General features: G+C 74.2%; 16 protein-coding genes. 3 read left to right on the top strand and 13 right to left on the bottom strand.

Translation table 11 applies throughout. The features are described from left to right. Window positions 1-40: 40 nt before the first annotated feature. The 8 genes from ACH4ZX_RS00870 to eccCa all read right to left on the bottom strand — a co-directional run bounded on the left by ACH4ZX_RS00870 (window position 41) and on the right by eccCa (window position 14,232). Window positions 41-730: a hypothetical protein gene (locus tag ACH4ZX_RS00870; RefSeq protein WP_398265375.1), complete on the bottom strand. Its 690-nt coding sequence runs from the start codon at window positions 728-730 to the stop codon at window positions 41-43. A gap of 1 nt (window position 731) precedes the next feature. Beyond that, window positions 732-1,022: a WXG100 family type VII secretion target gene (locus ACH4ZX_RS00875; protein WP_398265378.1), complete on the bottom strand. Its 291-nt coding sequence runs from the start codon at window positions 1,020-1,022 to the stop codon at window positions 732-734. A gap of 31 nt (window positions 1,023-1,053) precedes the next feature. Next, entirely contained in the window at window positions 1,054-1,389 is a 336-nt protein-coding gene (locus tag ACH4ZX_RS00880) for a WXG100 family type VII secretion target (RefSeq protein WP_398265381.1), read from the bottom strand. Window positions 1,390-1,516: 127 nt separating this feature from the next. Continuing rightward, window positions 1,517-4,840, bottom strand: a complete 3,324-nt coding sequence (locus ACH4ZX_RS00885) for a right-handed parallel beta-helix repeat-containing protein (RefSeq protein ID WP_398265384.1) — start codon at window positions 4,838-4,840, stop codon at window positions 1,517-1,519. Continuing rightward, window positions 4,837-7,542, bottom strand: coding sequence for a hypothetical protein (locus ACH4ZX_RS00890; RefSeq protein WP_398265387.1), 2,706 nt, complete (start codon window positions 7,540-7,542; stop codon window positions 4,837-4,839). The genes ACH4ZX_RS00885 and ACH4ZX_RS00890 overlap by 4 nt, the downstream gene beginning before the upstream one ends. A 5-nt stretch (window positions 7,543-7,547) precedes the next feature. Then, window positions 7,548-8,840 carry a type VII secretion protein EccB gene (gene eccB, locus ACH4ZX_RS00895; RefSeq protein ID WP_398265389.1) on the bottom strand — a complete coding sequence of 431 codons (1,293 nt, stop codon included), beginning with the start codon at window positions 8,838-8,840 and terminating at the stop codon, window positions 7,548-7,550. An 11-nt stretch (window positions 8,841-8,851) separates the two neighbouring features. After that, window positions 8,852-10,249, bottom strand: coding sequence for a type VII secretion integral membrane protein EccD (gene eccD, locus ACH4ZX_RS00900; RefSeq protein ID WP_398265391.1), 1,398 nt, complete (start codon window positions 10,247-10,249; stop codon window positions 8,852-8,854). Beyond that, a complete protein-coding gene (gene eccCa, locus ACH4ZX_RS00905; RefSeq protein ID WP_398265393.1) occupies window positions 10,246-14,232 on the bottom strand; it encodes a type VII secretion protein EccCa in 3,987 nt (1,328 codons plus the stop codon). The genes eccD and eccCa overlap by 4 nt, the downstream gene beginning before the upstream one ends. A 313-nt stretch (window positions 14,233-14,545) precedes the next feature. Between eccCa and ACH4ZX_RS00910 the strand changes: the two genes are divergently transcribed. Both ACH4ZX_RS00910 and ACH4ZX_RS00915 read left to right on the top strand, forming a co-directional pair. Continuing rightward, window positions 14,546-15,172: a LuxR C-terminal-related transcriptional regulator gene (locus ACH4ZX_RS00910; RefSeq protein ID WP_398265395.1), complete on the top strand. Its 627-nt coding sequence runs from the start codon at window positions 14,546-14,548 to the stop codon at window positions 15,170-15,172. Between the two features lie 151 nt (window positions 15,173-15,323). Then, window positions 15,324-16,745 carry a ricin-type beta-trefoil lectin domain protein gene (locus ACH4ZX_RS00915; protein WP_398265397.1) on the top strand — a complete coding sequence of 474 codons (1,422 nt, stop codon included), beginning with the start codon at window positions 15,324-15,326 and terminating at the stop codon, window positions 16,743-16,745. 107 nt (window positions 16,746-16,852) lie between these two features. Here the strand turns inward: ACH4ZX_RS00915 and adh are convergent, their stop codons facing one another. From adh to xylB, 5 genes are all read right to left on the bottom strand, one after another. Then, window positions 16,853-18,376, bottom strand: a complete 1,524-nt coding sequence (gene adh / locus ACH4ZX_RS00920; RefSeq protein ID WP_360747172.1) for an aldehyde dehydrogenase — start codon at window positions 18,374-18,376, stop codon at window positions 16,853-16,855. A gap of 56 nt (window positions 18,377-18,432) precedes the next feature. Beyond that, a complete protein-coding gene (locus tag ACH4ZX_RS00925) occupies window positions 18,433-19,767 on the bottom strand; it encodes a GAF domain-containing protein (protein WP_398266644.1) in 1,335 nt (444 codons plus the stop codon). 107 nt (window positions 19,768-19,874) lie between these two features. Then, complete coding sequence (locus ACH4ZX_RS00930; RefSeq protein WP_398265400.1) at window positions 19,875-20,474, bottom strand: N-acetylmuramoyl-L-alanine amidase; 600 nt, start codon at window positions 20,472-20,474, stop codon at window positions 19,875-19,877. Window positions 20,475-20,703: 229 nt separating this feature from the next. Then, window positions 20,704-21,912 carry an ROK family protein gene (locus ACH4ZX_RS00935; RefSeq protein WP_398265402.1) on the bottom strand — a complete coding sequence of 403 codons (1,209 nt, stop codon included), beginning with the start codon at window positions 21,910-21,912 and terminating at the stop codon, window positions 20,704-20,706. 12 nt (window positions 21,913-21,924) lie between these two features. Next, window positions 21,925-23,370, bottom strand: coding sequence for a xylulokinase (gene xylB / locus ACH4ZX_RS00940; RefSeq protein WP_398265404.1), 1,446 nt, complete (start codon window positions 23,368-23,370; stop codon window positions 21,925-21,927). A 176-nt stretch (window positions 23,371-23,546) separates the two neighbouring features. Here xylB and xylA point away from each other — a divergent pair, with 176 nt between their 5' ends. Beyond that, window positions 23,547-24,713 carry a xylose isomerase gene (gene xylA / locus ACH4ZX_RS00945; RefSeq protein ID WP_360747186.1) on the top strand — a complete coding sequence of 389 codons (1,167 nt, stop codon included), beginning with the start codon at window positions 23,547-23,549 and terminating at the stop codon, window positions 24,711-24,713. Window positions 24,714-24,742: the final 29 nt, after the last annotated feature.

Genomic DNA, 24,742 nt, shown 5'->3' on the forward strand with positions numbered 1-24,742 from the left:
CTCCCGCGGAGCCGCCGACCGTCGCCCGGTGAGCCCGCGCCTAGGCGGTCGTGGTGTTCGTGTTGCTGCTGGTGTTGCCCGTGCCCGTGCCCGTGCCCGTGCCCGTGCCGGTGCCCGTGGTGGTGGCCATGCCGTTGCCGCCGTTGGACGTCATCATCGTGTTGAAGTCGGCGGTGGTGGCCGCGAAGGCCTCGGCGAGGTCGCCGGCCGTCATGCGGTTGGCCTCCTCGGCGGTGCTGTACTTCCGGCTCAGTGCCCGCACCCCGTCCCGAAGGTCCGTCAGCCCCTTGACCAGGGCCGAGAGCGCGTCGCCGTAGCTCTTCTTCAGCCCGCCGTCGGCGTTGGGGCCGTTGACCGTCGTCCGCATGACGTTGGCGTGGTAGAAGGCGCCCGGCGCGACGGCGATGCCGCTCAGGCCGGTGGCGACGTCGCGCACCGGCTGGATCAGCAGGTCGATGTTGGTGGCGAACAGGTCCATGGACGGCGTACTGACCGAGGTCCCGTTGTGCCCGTCCCCGCCGGGCACCGGCGGCGGCACGAAGGGATGCAGGTCGGTGAGGATCCCCGGGCTGTGCAGGACATCGGTGCCGCCGTGGTAGTGGTGGTCGTCCCCGGAACCGGTGGTGTTGTCGCCGGCGTTGTTGTCGGGGGATTCGTACCAGTTGTAGTTCTGGTCGCTGCCGTTGTTGTTGGGGTCCCGGTTGCTGAGCTCTTCGTCCGTGGTCCCCACGTCACTGCTCCCAGAGGCTCACGCCGTGCCGCTCACCCGCGTAGTAGGACTCGTTGATGTGGCCGAGGGCGTTGGTGGCGTTCTGGGCCTGGGTCACCATGTCGGCGGCGGCCGCGTCCCACTTGGCCTTGGCGACGTCGTAGGTGGTGCGGGCGTCGCTGGTCCACTCGCTCAGGTGGATCTTGGCGCTGTCGTCGAGTTCGGCGAGAGCCGCCTTGATCTTCCCGCTGATCGCGGTCATCTCGCCGATCACGTACTCGACCTGGTTCATGTTGACGGTGTAGGTGGGCACGGGTCGCTCCTCGTGTGGGTGGGGAAGGGGTCTAGAAGCCGGGCAGCGGGGTGGTCATGTTCTTGTGGAGCTGGGTGGCCATGTCGTTGGTGGCCCGGTGCGTGGTGTCGTAGGTCCCGGTGCTGGCCTGAAGCTTGTGCAGCATCAGTTCCAACTGCTGCTTGACGGTGCTGAAGTCGGAGAGCCAGGTGTCCATGGCGGTCTGGAAGGTGCCGGCGGCGTCACCGGTCCAGCTGGCCCGCAGCGCCTCGATCTGGCTCTGCATCTGGGTGTATGTGCTGTTGGCGTCCTCCAGGGCGGTCTGGAAGCTGCCCTGGGCGCTCCTCATGCCCGAGGTGTCCACCGAGGTGTTCGTATTGGCGGCCATGGCCGTTCCTCTCGTCGCGGGGGCGTCGTGGTCGTCGTTCGTGATGGTGGTACGGGGTGGCGCCTGCCGTGGGCCGGACCGGGGGCTCGCTGCCCCCGCGGCCGTGATTCCCTGCCCGTGCGGCCGGTCAGGAGACCAGCAGCGCGTCCGGCAGCGGGACTTCGCCGGAGAGATCGCCGAGCACCAGCGTCGGGCCGCCCGCGCGGGCGGCGATCCGGTCCGCGAGCCGGTGTGCGCCGTGCGCGCCGTGGACCGGGTCCTGCGCGGCGAGCGCCGCGAGCACGTCGTCGGGCACGTCGAAGCCCAGGGCCGTGAGCCGCCGCCGGGTCAGCTCGGCGAGAACGGCGCCGGTGCAGGGCGGCAGCCTCAGGTAGTCGGCGAAGGCCCCCGCCAGGTCGGTGCGGGTACGCAGCAGTTCCATCAGGTGCGGGGCGCTGCCCGACAGCACGAGCACCGGACCGTACGGATCGCGCGCCGTGGTCTCGGTGGTCAACGCGTCGAGCACGGCGTGCCGTTCGGCGTCCGGGCGGTCGTGGAAAGCCGGGTCGGCCTGCACGGCCAGCAGGCCGCCGGCCGCACGGCGGAACACGTCGGCGAGGAACGTGCGCGGCTGCGCCGCCCAGCGGGCCGGGACGGTGGAGAGCGGGACGTGGGTGAACGCGCCGGACGGGACGATGCCGAGCTCCGCCAGGGCCCTGCCGTAGGCGGCGGCCACGGCCCGGCGCCCGCTGCCGGGCGCGCCATCCAGGACGACGTCCGCGAGACCGGCTGTGCCCCGGCCGAGTTCGACGAGGGTGTCCAGGCGTGCCGCCAGTGCGTCGGTCACCGGGCCGAGACCGGTGAGGGCGGTCAGGTGACGGGTGGCGGCGGGGACGGGCGCGGCCGGGGCGGGCGTCGGCGGTGCGGGGGAACCTGGCACCGGCGGCCTCGCGGGCGTGGTGCCGGCGGCGGCGCCCGGGCCGGGGGTGAGAGCCGGAGCGTTGCCGATCGCGGGATCCGGTGAGGGGTCGGGAAGCGGCGGGGATCCGGGAATTGGTCCGGGTCCGGGTCCGGGAGCGGGTGCGGGAGCCGGTGCGGGGGAGCCGGCTCGGGCGGGGCCACCCGGCGCCCCCGGCGTCCCGGTGGGTCCCCCGGGCGCCGGAGGCTGGGGCGCCGGCGTGATGTCGGCGGCGGTCAGCAGGCTCAGTTCGCTGTCGTGCCCGGGCGGCCGGGCGGCCAGCCGGGACGCCTGGGTGCTGATCATCGACTCGAAGACCTGGCGGGCGACCCGGCCGTTGCCGAAGGTGGGGCCCTTGGGGACCTCCTCGAAGTAGCGGCTCAGCGCGTCGAGGGCGTCGTCGGACAACTCGTAGCAGTGCTTGGCGCACAGACCCCGCACGATGGTGACCAGTTCCTCCGGAGCGTAGTTCGGGAACTCGATCGTGCGGGCGAAACGGGAGGCCATACCGGGGTTGGAGGCCAGGAACCGGTCCATGTGCCCGGAGTAGCCGGCCGCGATGACGACGATCTCGTCGCGGTGGTCCTCCATCAGCTTCATCAGGGTCTCCACGGCCTCCTGACCGAAGTCCGGGCCGCTGCCCCGCGACTGGTTGGTCAGGGTGTACGCCTCGTCGATGAAGAGCACCCCGCCCAGCGCCCGGGTGAAGACCTCCGTGGTCTTGATGGCGGTCCCGCCGATGATCTGGGCGACCAGGTCGGCACGGGCCACCTCGACGATGTGGCCCTGCTCGAGGACGCCCAGCTCCGCGAGGACCGCTCCGTACAGCCGGGCCACGGTCGTCTTGCCGGTGCCCGGAGGCCCGGCGAACACCAGATGGCGGCTCACGGGCGGCATGGGCAGGCCCATCTCGGTGCGCCGCCTGGCCATCTTGTTGAGGTTGATCAGCCCGGCGACCTCCAGCTTGACGCTCTCCAGGCCGACCAGTGCCTCCAGTTCGGCCAGCGGCCCGTTGTCCGGCCGGGAGACGTCCGCGTCGGCCGCCGCGCCCGCGAGGCCGTCGGCGCCCCGGATGCCCGCGCCCCCGCCGGGACGCGCGTCGGCGCCCCGGCCGGAACCGTCGCGGACCGCGCCGGCCGGAGCGTCACGGGCGTTGTCCTGGACGACGCAGTTGCTGAGGTCGGTGCGGGCGGCGGCGTGCGCGTTGACGCCATGGCCACGCGCACCGGTCATCCGGCACCCGACGGCGGTGAACGAACCACCCGCCAGAACCTGTACGGCGTCTCCTCCCGAACCGGTGAACTCGGTGTCGTGAGCGGTCAGTTCCGCGTCCTCGCCGACCACGGCACCGCACTCGCGCAGTACCGAGCCGGTCACGTACGCGCTCGCCGACGCGGTCACTCCCACCCCCTGGCCGCCTCCGCTCACCGCGATCTCGGCGCCCAGCAGGGTGAGCCGGGCACCGCCCTGCGCCCGGACCCCGGCGCCCGCGGTGCCGGTGACGGTGAGCCGTTCCAGCTCGGCGGCACCGCCGTCGGCGGCCTGCACGGCCGCCGTCGTGGCATCCCGGACGACGAGCCCAGTCGCCGTCACGGCGGTCGCCGCCCCGGTGACGTGCAGCCCGACCGGGGTACCGGTGATCCGGCAGTCCTCCAGGCGGGGGCGGGCACCCGCGGTGACGTGGACGCCGCTGCGGGCCACGCCGGTGACGGCGCAGCCGCGCAGCCGCGGCGCCGCGCCGTCGGCGATGTGCACGGAGTGACCGGCCGAACCGGAGAAGGCGCACTCGGTGAGAGTGGTCTCGCCCCGGCCGGCGAGATAGGCGTCCAGGACGGTGCTGCCGGTCACGGTGACCCTCAGCAGGGCGGCACTCGCCTCCTGCTCCACGGCGACGGCGGGTTTGCCGCTGCCGGTGATCGTGGTGGCCTCGACGGTCGCCGAGGCATGGCCGTTGACACAGACGCCGTTGCCCCGCGGACGGTCCAGGCGGCAGTCCTGTACGGCGAGTCGGCCGTGCTCGGCGACCACGACCGCCGACGATCCCGTCTCGGCGACCTCGGTGTCCGCCAGCACGTTGGCGCCGCGCGAGGTGACGACCACACCCGCGCCGTGCGGGTTGGTCACCCGGCAGCCGCGGACGGCCAGGGTGCCCTCGTTCCAGGCCAGCACGGCCGTCCAGGCCTCGCCCTCGATCCGGCAGCCGTCCAGCGCCGACTGCCCGCGCCGCAGGTCGAGGACCGGCGCGTCCCGGTCCGCGCCCGACAGGACGAGCCCGGAGAGCTGCACTGCCTCCGCGTCCACCACGACCGTGCTCCCCGAGGACGCGTGCACCCGTACGGTCCCGGCGCCGCCCTCGGCGGCCAGGGTCACCGGCCGGACGATGTCCAGCGCCTCCTCGTACCGGCCGGGGGCGACCGTGATCAGCGCGCCCTCCGCGGCCTCGGCCAGGGCGTGGGCGATCGTCCGGTGGGCGCCCGGGCGGTCGGGGGAGACCAACAGGACCTGCCTGCTCACTGCTCGGCTCCTTCTCCGCGGACCGCGTGGGAGCTCACGATCAGTCCGGGTGGGTCGGCGCTCTCGGCCCCGGCGGCGGTGCCGGCCCTCTCCAGCGCGTCGAGGATGTTCTCCAGCCCCTTGAGGGCGATCCGGTCGAGCTTCGCCCGCTGCCCGCCGTCCCCGGCCTTCTCGGCATCCCCGCCGTTCCCGCCGTTCCCGGCGGTCTCCGACGGTGACACCTCCCGCATCAGCACGGTGGAGCCCTCCGAGCGCAGCACCCTGAAGACGGTGCCGGGCAGGAACAGCACCCGGTCGGGGACGGCCGGGTCCAGTGCGGTGGTGCGGCGGGCGGTCATCGACCAGATCAGGACATCGGTGGCGCCACTGCCGCGCGGGCCCGGGTGCAGGGACGTGCGGGCGTGGCAGAAGGCCCACTCGGTGACCGGCCGGTCCTCGCGGTACCAGGCGCGTTCGGCCTCGCCGAGCCGGGTGCGCAGCAGGGCCGGGCCCCGGTAGGAGGGCAGCCGCCGCAGTCCGGCCGTGACGCAGCGCGCCAGGGGTACGTGCGGTCCGGCCGCGGCCTCGCGCACGGCCGCGTCGGCCCGGCGGGTGTCGCCGGACAGGTACAGCCGGACGGCGACCAGCTCGGTCAGCGCCTCCGCCGCCTCCGTCCTGGACCTGCCGCGCAGCCCCGGTGACTCGGACATCACGCGCGAGACGGAGCCGGCCAGCGCGTTGTACTGCTCCCTGAGGGTCCGGCGCACCCAGTCCCGTTCCTGCGCGATGCCCCGCTCGGGCGGCAGCGCGCAGGCCGAGGCCCGCGGCACGGGCTGCACCCGTACCTCCGGCGCCGCACCCGCCGACGCCGACGCCGACGGCACGACGGGGACGGACGGCGACGGCGCGACGGCGATGGACGGCGACGGCACGGACGGGCCGCCGTCCGGGTCCGGCATCGGCGCGGGCGGGTCCGGCATCGGCGCGGGCGGGTCCGGCATCGGCGCGGGCAGGTCGGTGCCGTCGGCTTCCGGTTCGGGTACGGCCGACTCCAGCCGGAACCGGGGGGCGGCGGCCGGCGCGAGTCGCTGTGCGGGGGCGCTCGGCGCTTTCGGAAGGGGCGGTGGTGCCGGCTCCGGTTCCGGCGTCTCCGGGACCGCGGACGGCGCCGGAACCGGGATCCGCGCCGCCTCGGCCGGGGGTTCCGGGACGCCTGCCGGCTCCGGTTCCGGTTCCTGTTCCCGGGTCCCGCCCGCAGTCTCGTCCCGTGCGGACCGGGGTCTGTTCCGTACGGTGGGCGTCTCGTCCGGATCGGCCGTGCCGTCACCGTCGATCTGGTCCGGCGTCTCCGGAAGGTCCGCCGTGCCGCCACCGTCGCGCACGGTCGGTGCCTCCGTCAGGTCCGCCGCGCCACCGTCATGAGGCACGGCCGGCGTCTCCGTCAGGTCCGCCGTGCGACCCCCCTGGCCCACCGCGGGTGACTCCGACGGGTTCGTCGCGGGGACTCCGTCGCGCGCGTCGGGCGCGGGCGAGGGATCCGCCGAGCCGGTCTCCGCGCGCCACGGGACGGGGTCGTGAACCTCGGGCGCCGCGACCGTCGAAGCGATGGTCGGCACGGCAGCCGGGGCCACGGCGTTCCGCGTCGGGACGGCCGATGCCATGGCGTCCCGCGCCACGGCCGGACTCCGGCCGGGGGGCGGGTCCGTGGGGTGCGCGGGGGCACCGCCCCGGGACTGCGTCCGGACGTCGGCCGGTCCGGAACCCGGAGCCGGAGCCGCGGCCGTCGCGCCGGACACGACCGCTCCCGTTGCAGGCGCAGGCGCAGGCGCAGGCGCGACCGCGGGCGCGGGCGCGGATACCGGGACCGTCAGGGGAGCCGATGAAGGGACGTAGACCCGCTCGGCCGCCTCCCCCGGCGGTACGGGTTCGTCGAGGACCGGTCCGTCGTACAGGACGGCGCGGTGGCCCAGGGCGTCGGCGAGTGCCTGGCCGGGCGCGTGGTCGCCGACGGCGTCCAGGGCGCCGTACAGGACGAACCGTGCCGCGGGGCGGGCGCCGGAGAGCACCGTGTCCCAGAAGCGGGCCACGTCGTCGAGAGGCAGCGGAGGGGTGCCGGGGCTGCCGAGGACGACCAGGAAGAGGTGCGGGTCGGTCGGCGTGGTCTCGACGGCGCGCCGGTGGCGGTCGGCCGGAGGGTCCCCGTCTGCGCGGCGCAACCACACGCCGGCGGGCACCGGCTGCACGACGGTGCGGGCGCCGACCGGGCGGGCCCGGGTCGGTACGGAGAACTCCCAGTGCGGTTTCGGGAAGCGCTGTGCCACGGGTTCGGGGTCGTGACCCGGGCGGAACCGCAGCCAGGCACCGCCGTCGTCGCCGGGCACGAACAGCCCGCCGGTGCGGGTCGGGACGAGGTCGCCGTCCGGGGCGAGCACCTCCCGTCCGAGCCGGCCGGCGATGAGCCGGCCGGCCGTGCGGATCTCGTCGCCGGAGCCCCGGCCGAAGACCAGCCGCGGGCTGCCGTACCGGGAGGACGACAGCAGCCGGGCCACCGACTCCCACTCGGTGGCGAGGGCGTCGGCGGGGAGGTCCACCACGACGAGGGTGTGGTACGGGTCCTCGGCGATTCCCCCGGCGAAGGCGGCGGCCCGGTCGTCGAACCGGCCCCTGGGGTGGATCAGCAGGGCGTCGCCCACGGGCGTCGAGCGCAGCCGGAGTCTGCTCACCGGGCTCAGCCCTTCGCCGCGGCGGCACGGCTGAGCACCGGACCGTCCGGGATCAGGGCGAGGACGCCGGCGGGCAGGGTGAGCCGACGCCCGCGGTCGCCGAACCCGAGGGCCCGCACTGCGTCGTCGTCGGCGATCCGGTACTTCAGGCCCTGTTCGGTGACCAGGTACTGGCTCCCGCCGCCCTCCGGCACGGCCAGCACCCCGCCCCCCGGCGGCAGGACGATCCCCCTGTCGTCGACCGTGCCCACGGTGATCCGGGCCCGGCCGCCCGGCAGCGGCGTGAGGCAGACGGTGCCGCCGTCCAGGGCGCGGACACCCGACAGGTCGGGCACCCGGCCGGCCGTGCCATGGACCGCCGAGACCGGGACGGCCGCGATGTCCGCCTGCCCGACCTGCCGCGGCGCGTGCGCGCCGGGGCGCGCGGCGAGCAGGGCGAACTCGGTGGCGTCGACGAGTTCCAGCCCGTCGGAGCGCATCAGGTAGTAGTGCTGAACGGCGCCGGTGCCGGCGCGGAAGACGTCGCCGACCTCGGCGGTCTGTCCGGCGACCTTCCCGGCCGCCTTTCCGGCACCGGCTGGTACGGCGGGGGCGAGCGCCGCGCCGGTGGGGACGGAGGCCAGCCAGTCGGCGGTGGCGGGCAGCGCCGGCTGGTCGTCCAGTCCGAGGGCGACCAGCGAGGAGTCGCTGGGGACCGGGTACTTCACCCCCCGCAGGAGCACGTACCGGGCGCCCTTCGGTCCGCCGAGCAGCACCTGCCGGTCGTCGGGCAGTGCGGTGAGCGCGGCCGCGGAGCCGCCGAAGACCAGGGTCTGCCCCTGGTGGGCCGCCCCCTGTCCCGGCAGGCAGCGCGCCCAGGCGCCGGAGGCCAGCGCGGACGCCTCGGGGACGGTGTCCGGAGCGTCCTCGATGCCGACGGGGCCGCCGTGCCGGACCCCGGCGAGAGACTTGGCGGAGACCGTCTCGGGGGCGGTCCGCCCGCCCGCGATGAGCAGCGCGGAGGCGTAGTTGCGGACGGGGCGGAGCACGCCGTTCGCATAGACGTAGCGGTTGCCGGTGTCCTCCTCCAGGACCACGGTCCCGTCCTTGCGCCAGTCGTCCCGGGCGGCGGGCGAGATCAGCCCGTACACCGCGAACCCGGCGCACAGCAGCAGCACCAGGCCCGCCCCGAAGACCGTGCCGAGAGTGGACCGCCTGGTCGGGCTGTCGCCCCGGCCGGGATCCCCGCTGACCAGGGCCGAGGCGAGGCGGCCCATGGCGAACTGGTACGCCTGCACATGATCACGTCGTGTCTGCATGCCCGGCGCTCCTAGCCCGCCAGGCCGCGGAAGTACGCGTACGCGTGCAGCACCTGGAGCAGCAGCGGCAGCAGGGCGATCGCCGTGACGATCTCCAGCAGGTCGCCGAGGTGCCCCCACACCGGCAGCAGCCGGGCGCGCGGCAGTCGCCAGGAGCCGACGAGGAGTGCCGCGACGGTCGCCAGGAGCACCGCGAGCGCGGCGGCCCGGCCCGCGGGGCCGGCGGACGCGACCCGGACGACGAGCACGAGCGCCAGGCCCCAGGCGCCCGCCAGCACGGCGGGGACCCGGTGCAGGGTGCCGTTGGCGCCGCGCGCGCGGAGCAGGACGGCCAGGCTGAGCGAGAGCGGCAGCAGCCACCCGGTCCAGCCGCGCTCACGGTCGACGAGCAGCCAGAGGGCGACCGCCCAGACCAGCGCGGAGGAGACGCCGATCACGTCGAGGCAGGCGGTGGCGACGGTGACCCGGCGGTTCACCGTCTCGCCGGGCTCGGGTTCGATGTCCGACTGGAGTTCCTCGGCGTCGTGCGGCAGCCGGGGCACCCGGAGCCGGGCCGTGCGCAGGGCCAGCCGGGGGGCGAGGTGCCCGAGCACGAACAGGGCCACCGCGACCACCGAGGCGGCCTGGACGGCGCCAAGTCCGACCCCCTCGGCGAGTCCGGCGCCCGCCGCGGCGGCGACCGCCGTGAGCAGGACGGTGCCGGGCACCACGAGGGGAAGCGCGTTCAGCGCGAGCAGTACGCCGGCCAGCGCGACCACGAGCGCGGCGCCCATGAACACCCCGGTCAGACCGGGGGCGAAGCCACCGGACGGGCTCTCGCGCAGGGTCGCCCCGGCCAGCGCGGCGAACGCGAACGCGCCGGTCCCGGCCACCAGGCCGCTGCCCGGGTCCACGCCCGTGCGGGCCGCCGCGGCGCAGCCGACGGCCAGCAGCAGGGCGATCGCCGCGCAGGCGGCCGCCGTGCGGGGCCCGGGGCCCGCGCCGAGCGTCGCGGCGGCGAGCGCGGCCAGGGCCAGGCAGGACAGGGCGAGGGCGAGGTTGCGGGTGAGCCGGGGGCGCCACCGGGCGGGCGCGCCGGCGGCGGCGTGCGCGACCCCGTCGGCGATGTCGTCGAAGTGCAGGGCGGGCAGCGCCGCGTCGGCCGGCCGCAGCTGCAGGACGTCGCCGTCGCGGAGCCCGGCGCTCTCGACGGTCGCCCCGGGATCGAGGGGTTCCTCGCCGAGCCGTTGCAGCACCCAGGGGCCGTCCTGTGTGCCGGGGCGGGCGGTGACGTGGCGCAGCAGGACCGGCAGCAGGCCGGAGACCGTCGTGGTGACCGGGGCGGCCAGGTCGGCGCGGCCGTCGGGTGCCTCGACGGTGAAGCGGCAGACCTCGGTGGCGCGGAGGGGCGGGGGTGCGGTGTTGGTCATCGTGTTCCTGTGGGGGTGGAAGCCGCCGGCACCAGGCCGGTCTGGACGAGCGTGACGGTGCGCCGGGTCACCAGCTGGGCCCGGCCGGCCGGCAGGGTGCGGGGCTTGGCCTCGCCGATGAACTTGCCCTCCTCCTTGGGGTAGGAGAAGAGCAGCGCCGGGTTGCCCAGTTCCCACATGCGGCGGATCAGCGGGTCCATGACGGAGCGCATGGCGCCGGACGTGGAACGGGCGACCACCAGGTGCAGTCCGATGTGGGCGCCCTGCGCGAGCAGCGGCACCAGCGGCGTCATCGGGGACGGCGTGCCGGGCGCGCCGGTGAAGAGGTCGTAGTCGTCGACGAGGACGAACAGCAGCGGACCGGTCCACCAGTCCCGCTTCTCCAGGAGCTCAGGTGTGACGTCCGGCCCGGGCTGCCGCTTGGCCACGGAGACCGCCGCGCTGTCGGCGAGTCTGCCGAGCGCGTCGTTGTCGACCACGTAACCGACCCGGTACTCCTCCGGCACGTCCTTGAGCAGTCCGCGGCCGGGGTCGGCCAGCAGGATCTTCGCCTCCTGCGGACGGTAGCGGGCGGTGATGGCGCGGATCGCCAGCCGCAGGGCGTTGGTCTTGCCCGTCTCGCCGTCACCGAAGACCAGCAGGTGCGGGGTGGCGCCGAAGTCGTGCCAGACGGGGGAGAGCCGCTGCTCGTCCCAGCCGAGGCAGAACCGCAGGTCGCGGGTGTCCGCCGGGGCAGGCAGCCTGCGCGCGTCCAGCCGGGCGGGCAACAGGCGCACGCCGGGTGCCCGGGGGCCGGTCCAGAACGAGTCGATCTCGGCGACCGCCGCCTTGGTGGCGGCCGTCAGGTCGTCGGTGCGCGAGGAACTGTCGAGCCGGGGCAGCGCGGACAGGAAGTGGTGACCGGACCCGGTCAGACCGCGGCCCGGCCGGTGCGGGACACCGGCCGCCGCGCGGGAGCCGACCTCGGACTCCATCGAGTCGCCGAGCCGGAGTTCCAGCTTGGTGCCGAGCATGTCCCGCAGCCTGGGCCGCACTTCCGACCAGCGGACCGCGGAGGCGACCACGTGCAGACCGAACGACAGCCCCCGGGCGGCGAGTTCCATGATCCGCTGCTCCAGGTCGTCGAAGTCCTGGCGGAGCGTCGCCCAGCCGTCGACGACCAGGAAGACATCGCCGAACGGGTCGTCGATCGTGCCGTCCGCACGCAGCGCCCGGTAGGCGGCCATCGACTCCAGTCCCCTGGACGTGAACACCTGCTCCCGCTGTTCCAGGAGCTGGCTCAGTTCCTCGACGGTGCGCTGCACCCGGTCGCGTTCCAGCCGGGTGGCCACCGAACCGACGTGCGGCAGCCCCGCGGTGGACACCAGACCGCCGCCGCCGAAGTCGAGGCAGTAGAACTGCACCTCGCGGGGCGTGTGGGTCAGCGCCAGCGACAGCAGCAGGGTGCGCAGCAGGGTCGACTTGCCGGTCTGCGGCGCGCCCACCAGGCCGATGTGGCCGTCCGCCCCCGACAGGTCGGCGACCAGCAGTTCCCGCAGCTGCTCGAACGGGCGGTCCACCAGACCCAGCGGGACGCGCAGCGCGCCCTGGACCTGGGGGTCGGCGGCGCCCATGCCGCGGTCCGGGTCCGGCACGATGGCGGGCAGCAACTGGTCCAGGCCCGGCGACTCGGACAACGGGGACAGCCAGACCTGCCGGGCGGGCGGCCCGCTGTCCTCCAGCCGTCCGACGAAGACCTCCAGCAGGCTGTCCTCGGCGCTCTCGCCGCCGTCCTCCTCGGGCCGCCCGGCGCCGGCGCCCTGGTCGCGCAGAGCCTCCTCGGCCGACGAGACCAGGCGGGCGGCCGCTTCCTCCGCCGCGGCCGGAACCGGCGGGCCCTGCCGTGCCAGGCCGAAGGCGGTCACCTCACGCACCGTGCCCGCGCCGTGCCCGGTCTCCTCCGGGCCCGGCGCGGCGGGCGCGGGGCCGGAGACGTACGCGGCCTTGAACCGGACCAGGTTGGTGGTGTCGACCTTGAGGTAGCCGTTGCCGGGGGCGGGGGGCAGCTCGTAGGCGCTGGAGGTGCCGATCACGCTGCGCGACTCCATCGAGGAGAAGGTGCGCAGCGCGATGCGGTACGACAGATGGCCCTCGACCCGGTGGATGCGGGACTCGTCCAGCCGCTGGGAGGCCAGCAGCAGATGGATGCCCAGGCTGCGCCCGAGCCGGCCGATGGAGACGAACAGCTCCACGAACTCCGGTTTGCTGGCCAGCAGTTCGGAGAACTCATCCACGATGATCAGGAGCGAGGGCAGCGGGGCCAGGCCGTCCGCCCCGGCCGCGCGGGCCTTCTCGTACTCGTACAGCGAGGCGTGACCGGCCTCGCGCAGCAGTTCCTGACGGCGGATCATCTCGCCGTTGATGGAGTCCCGCATCCGGTCGACGAGGTGCAGCTCGTCGGCGAGGTTGGTGATGACGGCCGAGGTGTGCGGCAGCCGCTCCATGTTGAGGAAGGTGGCGCCGCCCTTGAAGTCGACCAGGACCAGGTTCAGGATCTCGGAGGAATGGGTTGCGGCCAGGCCCGTCACGAGGGTGCGCAGCAGTTCGCTCTTGCCGGAGCCGGTGGCGCCGATCAGCAGACCGTGCGGGCCCATGCCGCCCTGGGCGGACTCCTTGAGGTCGAGTTCGACGATGTCGCCGTCCTCGGTGACGCCGACGGGCACCTTCAGCCGGGCCTCCAGGGCCTGGCGCGGGCGCCACTTGGCCGGTACCTCGAAGGCACGCACGTCGCGGATGCCGAGCATGGTGGCCAGGTCGAAGTCGGATTCCAGCGGGCGGTCCACCAGGTCGACGCCGCCGCCGGTGCGCATCGGGGCGAGGACGCGGGCCAGCGTCTCGGCCTCGACGCGGTCGAGTGCGTCGGCGTGGCCGCTGACGATCTCGTCACCGTTGGGGAAGTCGACCGCGCCGCCGCGGACGACGAGCCGCAGCACCTTGGGGCCGCCGGGCACCGTGCCGGTGAGGTCGAGGAGCACCACGCCGCGTATTCCGGCCCCCAGCAGCCGCGAGGTCTCCGGCAGCCGTACGCCCTGGGCGACGATCACCGTGAACGGCTCGGCCACGCTGGGCGAGGAGGCGGCGTCGTGGTCGGGGCGGTCGCGGACGTCGGGCCCCAGCAGGTCGAGCAGCTCGTCGTGGTCGCCGGCGGCGAGGCGGACGGGACCGGCGGGGTCCTCCTGCGTGGGATGGGCGTTGTGCGGCAGCCACTTGAGCCAGTCCCACTCGAGGCGCGCGGCCTCGTCGCCGAGCACCGCGACGCGCAGTTCGTCCGGTGAGTGGAAGACCGCCAGCTGCCCGAGCACCGCCCGCGCCAGGGCCAGCGCGTCCTCGGTCTCGCCGGTGAACTCGACGCTGGTGAAGCGCCGCAGCGCCACCGGCACGGGCAGCAGGGGCACCGTCTGGTGGGCCTTGGTGAACCGGCGCAGCGACACCGCGCACAGCGGTTCCAGGTCCTCCACCGGTTTGGTCTGCGGCGGGAGGAACTCCAGCGCGGAGCGACGGGTCGCCAGGCCGAAGCGGACGTGGGCGAAGTCGTCGTGCCCGGGCCTGCGTTCCCACAGCCGGGGGCCGGTCGCGAGCGCCCACAGGTCGGCGGGGGCCGGGTTGTCCCACAGCAGCGCGGCCCGCTGCGCGTCGGCGGCCTGCCGGGCCTGTGCGCGCTTCTGGCCGAGGTAGCGCAGGTAGTCGCGGCGTTCGGCGCGCATCCGGCGCCGCCGTTCGGCGCCGGGCCGGCCGATCTGGGTCAGCGTCATGCTGATCATGGCGACGCCCATCATCCCGGTCATCATGTACATGGCCGCGCCGCCGCTGCCGACCGAGTACATCAGCACCATGGCCCCGGCGCCCAGGCCCATCGGCAGATACGTCAGCACGGATCCGAAGTCGGCGGTGGCCGGTTCGCCGAGGACCGGGGGCTCGGCCAGCTCGACCTGTCCCTCGGGCATCGGGGGACCGTCGGTACGCGGTGGGCGCTTCGCGATGACGGTGCTCAACGTGCTCTCTTCCCTGCTCTCCGGAGGCTGGAACTGCGCGGCGAGCCTAGGCAGCCGGCCGCCCGGAGCCCGGGCCGTACGGCGGATGTCTGTCCCGGCGGACAACGAAACCTGGCCGGACGGGCGTCGTTGCAAGTGCACGCCAAGTCGGCACCAAGACGGCCCGGTGAAGATCCTCGTCCACCGTCTCCTCCGCCGGGTGGCGCCCACGCCCGGCCCACGGGGGCGACGGCCCGCATTCGGAAGGAAAGCCAGGACGTTGGGGATGATCTCGATCGCCGTGCTCGCCGGTGACCCGATCACCGGAGAGGGAGCCGTCTGGTGCCTGCGCAGGTACCCGGGGCTGCACGTACTGCCCAAGGAGGAGCATCGCCACGCGGACGTCGTGCTCATGATCACGCCGGACGTCGTCGAGGAGACCATGCTGCTCATGGAGTCCGTGTCCGCCCACTCGGCCAACCCCGGCATGGGGGTGGTCCTGGTCACCGGGCACATCGGGGAGGCCCACCTGATCCGGGCCGTGCACCTCGGCCTGCGCGGGGTGATGTGGCGTCAGGAGAGCACCTACGACAAGATCGTCGAGGCCGTGCGGGCCGTGGCCGACGGCGGTGCCGCTATGCCGTTCCCCGTGCAGGGGCGCCTCGTCGACCACATCCGCGCGGTCCAGCGTGACGTACTGGGCCCGCTGGGACTGACCGCGTCCGGTCTGGAGGCCCGCGAGGTCGACGTGCTGCGGCTGCTCGCCGAGGGCTTCGAGACCAGAGAGATCGCCCAGAAGCTGAACTATTCCGAGCGCACCATCAAGAGCATCGTCAGCGTCATGATGACCCGGCTCGGCCTGCGCAACCGCACCCACGCGGTCGCCTTCGCCCTGCGCTCCGGAACGCTGTAGTCCCCCCAGGGCGCGCCCCGGTGAACCCGGCACCCAGGGGAAGGAATGTCCGCCCTGCCGGGCAGAACGACCGGCACCGACCGCCCCGCAGCCGCCCCGGGCTCTAGGGTCGCTCGCCGACGGACCATCACGCGGAGACGGGCAGGCAGACATGGAGCGCGCAACGGGGCTTCCGGAGTCCCCCGGGGAGTCAGCCGTCTGGGAACGGCCGCTGCCGTGGCTGGAGGAGACCGGCACCCAGGCCGGGGCCGCGACCAGCCCGGCGGCCGACGCCGACGCCGTGCCCGGCGTACGAACGGAACCGGGCCCCGCTCCCGAGGGGCCGGACCCCGAACTCGCGCCGCTCGCGGGGGCCACGCCTGACAGCGAGGGCGGGCAGGCACCCGACGGCGTGAGCGAGACCGGCCCGGAATCGCCACGGACGCCGGAACCGGAACCGGAACCGGAACCGGAATCGGATCCGGAATGGGAACGGGAAGGGGAACGGGCGTCGGCGTCGCACGACAATGAGGCGCCCGCCCCGTCACCCGCGCCCGACACCGCACCCGCACTCGCACCCGACACCACACCCGCACCCGACACCACACTCGCACCCGACACCACACCCGCGCTCACATCCCCGCCCGCGCCCGAGGGCCCGTCCGCCCGCACGCCGGACAGCGCTGACGGGTCCGGAACGGCGGGCGGCCCGCCCGGAGGGCTGTTCCGGCCGTCGGCGACCGGAGCGCAGGCGCCCGGTCCGAGGGACGGAGCGGGCTCCCGGGAGGCCGAGCCGGAGCGTGGCGCGCGGATCGTCGGGGCCACCGTCGCCGCCTGCGTTCTGCTGGGCCTCGGCCTCGGCGCCGTCGCGTTCCTTGCCGTGCCCGGCGACAGCGACTCCGAGCCGCGCGCCGCGTCCGTCGGTGACGGCGCCGTCCCCCGTCTCGCCACGGACGGAGCGCCGGGACCGACCGGGTCCCCGTCGGCCTCGGCCAAGGGCCGCCGGGGGCACGACGAGAAGGGGACGGGAACCCACCGCGCCGAGGACGCCCACGCCGCCGGAAGTCCGACCCCCAAGGCGGACCCGGGCCACCAGCACCCGGCGGCCGGCGCCCCGGCCACCGGGGCCGCAGCCGCCGAGAGCGGCGGCACGTCGACGGGCGAGAAGTCGACGAGCGGGAACTCGGAGCAGACCACCACGACCGCCGTGGCCGGTGACGCGATCGTCGGCTACGGGTCCTCGAAGTGCATCGAGGTGAGCGCCCACGCGGGCGTGGACGGCTCCCCGCTGCGGCTGTGGGGATGCGACGGCCATGCCTGGCAGAAGTGGCTCTTCAAGTCCGACGGCAGCGTGCGATCCATGGGACGGTGTCTGGACATCGCCAACGCCTCGCAGGCCGACGGCGCGGTCATCCAGCTGGCCACCTGCAACGGCGGCTGGGCCCAGCGCTTCCGCCTCAACAGTGCCCACGACCTGGTCAACACCCAGATCGGCAAGTGTGTCGACGCCAAGGACGGCGGCACCGCCAACGGCACCCGGCTCCAGTTGTGGGACTGCGCCGGCACGTCCAACCAGAAGTGGCGCCTGGGCTGAGCCGGCCGCCGCGGCACCTCCCGGGCGAGGGCGTACTCGCTGCTCACACATGCGCCCAGAAGGGCGCCTGACGGGCATCCGCCCTGTTCAGGCGCCCTTTCCGGGACCTAGAAGAAGCCCAGCTTCTTCGGCGAGTACGACACCAGCAGGTTCTTCGTCTGCTGGTAGTGCTCCAGCATCATCTTGTGCGTCTCGCGGCCGATGCCCGATCCCTTGTAGCCGCCGAACGCCGCGTGCGCCGGGTAGGCGTGGTAGCAGTTCGTCCAGACGCGGCCCGCCTGGATCGCGCGGCCCGCACGGTAGGCGGTGTTGATGTCCCGCGTCCACACGCCCGCGCCGAGGCCGTACAGCGTGTCGTTGGCGATCTTGATGGCGTCGTCGAAGTCGTCGAAGGAGGTGACCGAGACGACCGGGCCGAAGATCTCCTCCTGGAAGATCCGCATGCGGTTGTCGCCCTCGAAGATGGTCGGCTGGACGTAGAAGCCGCCCTTCAACTCGCCCTCGTGCTCGATGCGTTCACCGCCGGTGAGGACCTTGGCGCCTTCCTGGCGTCCGATGTCCAGGTAGGAGAGGATCTTCTCCAGCTGGTCGTTGGACGCCTGCGCGCCGATCATCGTGTCCGTGTCGAGGGGGTGGCCGGTCTTGATCTGCCGGGTCCGCGCGACCGCCGCCTCCATGAACTCGCCGTAGTGGCCCCGCTGCACCAGGGCGCGCGACGGGCAGGTGCACACCTCGCCCTGGTTGAGGGCGAACATCGTGAAGCCCTCAAGAGCCTTGTCGCGGAAGTCGTCGTCCGCCGACCAGACGTCCTCGAAGAAGATGTTCGGGGACTTGCCGCCGAGTTCCAGGGTGACCGGGGTGATGTTCTCCGAGGCGTACTGCATGATCAGCCGGCCGGTGGTGGTCTCGCCGGTGAACGCCACCTTGGCCACCCGGGGACTGGACGCCAGCGGCTTGCCCGCCTCCACGCCGAAGCCGTTGACGATGTTGACGACACCCGGCGGCAGCAGGTCGGACACCAGGCTGAGCCAGTAGTGGATCGACGCCGGGGTCTGCTCGGCCGGCTTCAGCACCACCGCGTTGCCCGCGGCCAGCGCCGGGGCGAGCTTCCACGTGGCCATCAGGATCGGGAAGTTCCACGGGATGATCTGCGCGACGACCCCGAGCGGCTCGTGGAAGTGGTACGCCACGGTGTCGTCGTCGACCTCGCCGAGCGAGCCCTCCTGCGCGCGGAGCGCCCCCGCGAAGTAGCGGAAGTGGTCGATGGCCAGCGGAATGTCGGCCGCCAGCGTCTCCCGCACCGGCTTGCCGTTCTCCCAGCTCTCGGCGACCGCCAGCGGTTCGAGGTAGGCCTCCATCCGGTCGGCGATCTTCAGCAGGATGTCCGAGCGTTCGGTGACCGACGTGCGGCCCCAGCCCGGGGCGGCCGCGTGCGCCGCGTCGAGCGCCCGCTCCACGTCCTCCGCCGTACCGCGCGCTATCTCGGTGAACGGCTGCCCGTTCACCGGTGACGGGTTCTCGAAGTACTGCCCGCGAACCGGCGGCACGTACTCGCCCCCGATGAAGTGGTCGTAACGCGCCTGGTAGGAGACGATCGCGCCCTCGGTCCCGGGCGCCGCGTAACGGGTCATGCCGGAGTGCCTCCTTCGACAGCGCTGCCCGCCGTTGGGCAGCGTCCGTCCGGAGGCTAGGGACGCGCACGTTGCAACCACGTTGCCGCGTCCGGCCGGCGGACCGCCGTCCGGCGCCCGCCCGCCTCCAGCGCGAGCTCCGCCTCCGGTGCCAGCTCTGCCTCCAGTGCCGCGAGGCGCGAACGGACCGCCGGTGCCGGCCGTACCGCGGCGAGCGCCCGCCAGACGTCCAGGTCGTCCTCGCCCCACGGCGCGTGCGCCCAGTCGGCGAGCAGATCGGGATCGCGGCGGACGATCAACGCCGCCCGCAGCCCGTCCGCCACGCGATGCCTGAGGCGTACGACCGCCGGTGCCCGGGAGCCGGGCAGCAACGGCCCGGTGTAAGCCGCCGCGGCCGATGTGACCGCGCCGGTCCGCAGCCGCCGCTCGACGACGCCGACGTCGGACTCGACGGGAACGGTGAGCCGGTACGGCCGCGAGGCCAGCAGGCCCGGGCCGAGGAGCCTGCGCAGCCGCGCCAGCTCGGCGCGCAGCGTCACCGGCGTCACCGACTCGTCCTCGTACAGCGCGCACAGCAGCTCGTCACCGGTCAGTCCCTCCGGGTGGCGGGAGAGCAGGACCAGTATCTCGCTGTGCCGACGGCTCAGCCTGATCCGGCGCCCGTCCATGAGCAACCGCGCCTCGTCCCGGCCCAGCGCGGTCAGCTCGGGCGGGCCGGCGGCCGGCCGCGGCGGATCGAGCAGCGCCAGCTGCGACTCGGCGGCTCGCGCGACCGCCTGCACGAACGCCAGGCTGTGCGGATGCGCGAGCCCGTCCCCGCCGGTGACGTCCACCGCGCCGAGCACCCGGCCGGTACGCGGGTCGTGCACCGGAGCTGCGGCGCACGTCCAGGGCTGCACCCGCCGGATGAAGTGCTCGGCCGCGAAGACCTGGACGGGCCGGTCCACCGCGACCGCCGTGCCCGGCGCGTTCGTCCCCATCGCCGTCTCCGACCACCGGGCGCCCGGCACGAAGTTCATCCGCCCCGCCTGCCGCCGCGTCGTCGGGTGGCCCTCCACCCACAGCAGCCTGCCGTGCGCGTCGCACACGGCGAGCAGATGCTCGCCGTCCGCGGCGAACGTCCCCATCAGCTCCCTGAACAGCGGCATCACCCGTGCCAGCGGATGCTCGGCCCGGTAGGCGCCGAGGTCCCCGTCCACGAGCTCCACGCTCGCCGTGCCGTCGGGCCCCACCCCGGCGCGCGCGGAACGCCGCCACGACGCGGCCACCACCGGCCGCACCGGTCCCGGCACGGTGCCCGCCTCGGTGAACGTCTCATGCGCGCGACGCAGTATCCGTGCACGCTCGGCGGGGTCGGCCCCCGGCTCCAGGGCCACCCACGGCTCGGTCAACTCGGCCTCCCCGAAGTGCGATGCGGCTGGGGACATCGTCACTCCCGGCCTGCGCGCGGACAACCTTTTCGACCGCCGTCACCCGAACGTGGTCCCGCCCCTGGACTTCAGGCGAAATTGACGAGCCTTATGTACCGCGTCCAGTCCCAGTTGGGGCCCGGGTCGGTGTGGTCCGTCCCCGGCACCTCGTAGTGCCCGATGATGTGTGCCCGGTCCTTGGGGATGCCGTACTCGGTGCAGATGGCCGCCGTGAGTGCGGCCGACCGCTCGTACAGGGCGTCGGTGAACCAGGCGGGCTGGTCGACCCAGCCCTCGTGCTCGATGCCGATGCTGCGCGTGTTGTAGTCCCAGTTCCCGGCGTGCCAGGCGATGTCGGCCTCGCGGACGCACTGCGCCACGTGCCCGTCGGCCGAGCGCACCACGTAGTGGGCGGACACCTTCTTCTTCGGGTCCTGGAAGATGGACAGGGTGCCGGCGTAGGTCTCCTGTGTGACGTGGATGACGACGTAGTCGAGGGGATAGGCGGCCGGCCGGTTCGACACCGTGTAGTTGGAGGTGCTCGCCGGCTGCCACTCGCCGGTCGGGTAGTCGACGGCCTGGGCGTCGGCCCCGGCCCGCGTGCTGGGGAGTAACGCGTACGGGACGGCGGCCAGCGCGGCGCCCTTGAGGAACCGCCGCCTGGTGCCGTGCGGTCTGGTGCGATCCATGAAGTCCTGCCTCTCGGTCCCCTTGCCGTCCCTTGTCGTCCTCTGTCGTGAGCCGGTTGAGATGAACGCGGTGCGCCTGGCGGGTGCGGCTCGCGTGCATCACGGTACGGCGCACACGGGTTGGGCAGAAGGATGATGCGTGGTTCGGTGGACAACGGGCCAATTGTGGATAACTCGGTCACCCGCAGGGGTGGCCGACGGTGCGTCAAAAGGCGGAGTGCGCGGGGAATCAGGCCCGCGCGGCCACGGACGCCGGGTCGTCCAGTACCGCCCGTACCACCGAGTGCGCGGCGCCGAGCAGGGGTCCCTCGGGGCCCAGCCGTGACACCGACACCGGGCAGGCCGGTCCCGCGGTCCGGCGGGCCAGCTCCGCCTCCAGGGACGGCAGCAGCCAGGGGGCGAGCGCGGCCAGCGCGCCGCCCAGGACCACGCTCTCGGGGTCGAGCAGGTTGACCGCGCCGGTCAGGGCTATGCCGAGTGCTGTGCCGGCGTCGCGCAGCGCGCGCCGTACGGCCTCGTCGCCCTCCGCGGCCCGGTGCGCCAGCAGCCCCACCCGGTCCTCGCCCGGCTCCAGCCCGGCCGCGCGCAGCACCGCCTCCTCGCCGGCGTACTGCTCCAGGCACCCGCGACCGCCGCACGGGCACGCGGGCCCCTCCGGACGCACCGGTACATGCCCCAGCTCACCCGCGAAGCCGCGGGTTCCGCGCAGCAGCCCCCCGGCCACGACGACCGCGGCGCCGATGCCGATCTCCGCCGACACGTGCAGGAAATCGCGCGGAGTGCCCTCGCCCAGCCAGAGTTCCGCCAGGGCGCCGAAGTTGGCCTCGTTGTCGACGGTCAGCGGGAGACCGGCCGGCAACAGGGCCCCGAGGTCGGTGTCGTGCCACTCGAGGTTCGGGGCGCGGACGACGGTTCGGGCGTCGCGGGCCACCAGACCCGGCACGGCCACCGCGAGCCCCGCCGGCCACAGTCCCTCCCGCTCCGCCTCGGCGGTCACCCGGCGCACCAGACCGGTGAGTTCCGCGATCACCGGCTCGGGCGCGCGGCCGCGGTTCGCGCCGTGGCGCACGGCCCGGGACCGTACCCGACCGCGCAGGTCGACCGCGCAGACCGCCAGGTGATCGACGCCGACCTCGGCGCCGATCCCGGCGGGGCCGCGTCCGCTGACGGCCAGTGCCGAACCGGGCCGGCCCACCCGGCCGGGCCGCTCGGGGCCCAGTTCCTCCAGCAGCCCCGTGCGTATCAGCTCGTCGACGAGGGTGGACACGGCCGCCCGGGTCAGCCCGATGCGCGAGGCGACGGCGGCACGGGAGAGCGGGCCCTCGGCGCTGACGGTGTGCATCACCCGGGCGAGGTTGCGGCGGCGCATGCCCTGCTGGGTGTCGGGCAGCGCCCGCCCCGGTCCGGCCGGGCGGGCCTCGTGCAGGGGTGCGGTCATGCCTCCGCGTCCTCAGTGAGCGCCGGTGCCCCGCTCCAGCAGCGGGGCCGTGTCGGAGAGTACCCCGGAGATCCTGGCCAGGGTCGCCTCGTCCCGTTCCACGGCCTCGAGCACCGGGCCCGCGGCCGTGTTCCAGCGCCGGGCGACCGCGGCCGGGTCCTCACCGGTCAGCAGGCCCGCCGCCTGGGCTGCGGCGCCCAGCGCCACCAGTTCCCTGGCCTCGGGGACCTGGACCGGGCGTCCCGACAGACGGCGTACCGTCTGCTGCCAGGCCGTACCCCGGGCGCCGCCGCCGATCAGCAGCAGCGGGGCCGAGCGGTCCGCGTCCTCGTCGAGGACCAGGTCGAGCGCCCCGAGCAGCGCGTGCACCGCGCCGTCGTAGGCGGCCTGCAGGAGCTGGCCGGCGGTCGTGTCGTGGCGCAGCCCGTGCAGCAGGCCCGAGGCGTTCGGCAGGTTCGGGGTGCGCTCGCCGTCCAGGTAGGGCAGGAGGGTGACGCCGGCGGTGGGCTCCACGGCCTCGCGGTCCAGGCCCAGCAGCGACGCGATCCGGTCGACGGCGAGCGTGCAGTTCAGCGTGCAGGCCAGCGGCAGCCAGTCGCCCCGGGCGTCGGCGAAGCCCGCCACGGTGCCCGTCGGATCGGCGGGCCGGTTCGCCGACACCGCGTACACCGTGCCGGAGGTGCCGAGACTCATGACCGGCGTACCGGGACGCAGTCCGAGGCCGAGCGCGGCGGCGGCGTTGTCGCCGGTGCCGGGGGCGACCAGGGTGCCCTTGGAGAACGGCAGGTCGTGGCTGTCGCGCACGGTGCCCGCCACCTCGCCGGGCCGCACCACACGGGGCAGCAGCGCGGGATCGAGCCCCACGTGGGCGAGGGTCTCCTCGTCGTACGACTCCGTCCCCGAAGCCCACCAGCCGGTCCCGGACGCGTCACCGCGGTCGGTCGTGCCCTGCCCGGTGAGGCGTTCGGTCAGGTAGTCGTGCGGCAGGCGGACCGCCCTGGTCGCGCGGACCGCCTCCGGCTCGTGCTCGGCGAGCCAGGCCCACTTCGTGACGGTGAAGGAGGCGCCGGGCACGCTCCCCGTGCGCTCGGCCCAGGCCTTCGGCCCGCCCAGCTCCTCGACGAGCCGGCGGGCCTGCGGCGCGGAGCGCACGTCGTTCCACAGCAGGGCCGGGCGGACCGGCTCGCCCCGGTCGTCCAGCGTGACCAGGCCGTGCTGCTGCCCGCCGATCGACACCGCGGCGGCCTCGTGCGCCGCGTCGCCGCACTGGCGCAGGGCCTCGCACAGCGCGTCCCACCACTGACGCGGGTCGCTCTCGCGGCCGGCGCCCGAGGACACGGTGTGCGGCGCCTGGCCGCTCGCGACGACCTGCCCGGTGGCCGCGTCGACGACGAGCGCCTTGGTGGACTGGGTGGACGTGTCCACGCCGACGACGAGCGGACCTTCGGCTGCTGACATGCTCTCCCTCTTTCCGCGGCTCTGCGGCTCTGACCTGCTGGTTCGAGGGCGTCCGGGTCGCGATCACCCGGACATCACCTCTTCGGGGACATCGTGTCCCTTCCCAGGGATGCGTCCGCATACTAATTTGTAAACCGCCATGACGAAATAGTCGCAAGCGAGCAAGGAGCCGCGGCATGAACTACCAGCCCACCCCCGAGGACAGGTTCACCTTCGGCCTGTGGACCGTCGGCTGGCAGGGAAGGGACCCGTTCGGCGACGCCACACGGCGTGCCCTCGACCCCGTCGAGACGGTGCAGCGCCTGGCCGAGCTCGGCGCCTACGGCGTCACCTTCCACGACGACGACCTGATCCCCTTCGGGTCCTCCGACAGCGAGCGCGAGTCGCACATCAAGCGCTTCCGCCAGGCTCTCGACACGACCGGCATGACCGTGCCGATGGCCACCACGAACCTCTTCACGCACCCCGTCTTCAAGGACGGCGCGTTCACCGCCAACGACCGCGACGTGCGCCGCTACGCGCTGCGCAAGACCATCCGCAACATCGACCTCGCGGTCGAGCTGGGCGCGAAGACGTACGTCGCCTGGGGCGGTCGCGAGGGCGCCGAGTCCGGTGGCGCCAAGGACGTGCGCGTCGCCCTCGACCGCATGAAGGAGGCCTTCGACCTCCTCGGCGAGTACGTCACCTCCCAGGGCTACGACCTGCGCTTCGCCATCGAGCCCAAGCCCAACGAGCCGCGCGGCGACATCCTGCTGCCCACCGTCGGCCACGCCCTCGCGTTCATCGAGCGCCTGGAGCGGCCGGAGCTGTACGGCGTCAACCCGGAGGTCGGCCACGAGCAGATGGCCGGCCTGAACTTCCCGCACGGCATCGCCCAGGCGCTGTGGGCCGGAAAGCTCTTCCACATCGACCTCAACGGCCAGTCCGGCATCAAGTACGACCAGGACCTCCGCTTCGGCGCCGGCGACCTGCGCGCCGCCTTCTGGCTCGTCGACCTCCTGGAGAGCGCCGGTTACGACGGTCCCCGCCACTTCGACTTCAAGCCGCCGCGGACCGAGGACTTCGACGGCGTGTGGGCGTCGGCCGCGGGCTGCATGCGCAACTACCTGATCCTCAAGGAGCGTTCGGCCGCCTTCCGGGCCGACCCGGAGGTGCAGGAGGCGCTGCGCGCGTCGCGCCTGGACCAGCTCGCGCAGCCGACCGCGGCGGACGGGCTCCAGGCGCTGCTCGCGGACCGCGGCGCCTTCGAGGAGTTCGACGTGGAGGCGGCAGCCGCGCGCGGCATGGCCTTCGAGCAGCTCGACCAGCTGGCGATGGACCACCTGCTGGGGGCGCGCGGCTGAGCACACGCACGCGTGTGTGCGCGCCTCCA

Source organism: Streptomyces sp. NPDC020490 (genome assembly GCF_044335305.1).
In the GTDB taxonomy this organism is placed as follows: Bacteria; Actinomycetota; Actinomycetes; order Streptomycetales; family Streptomycetaceae; genus Streptomyces.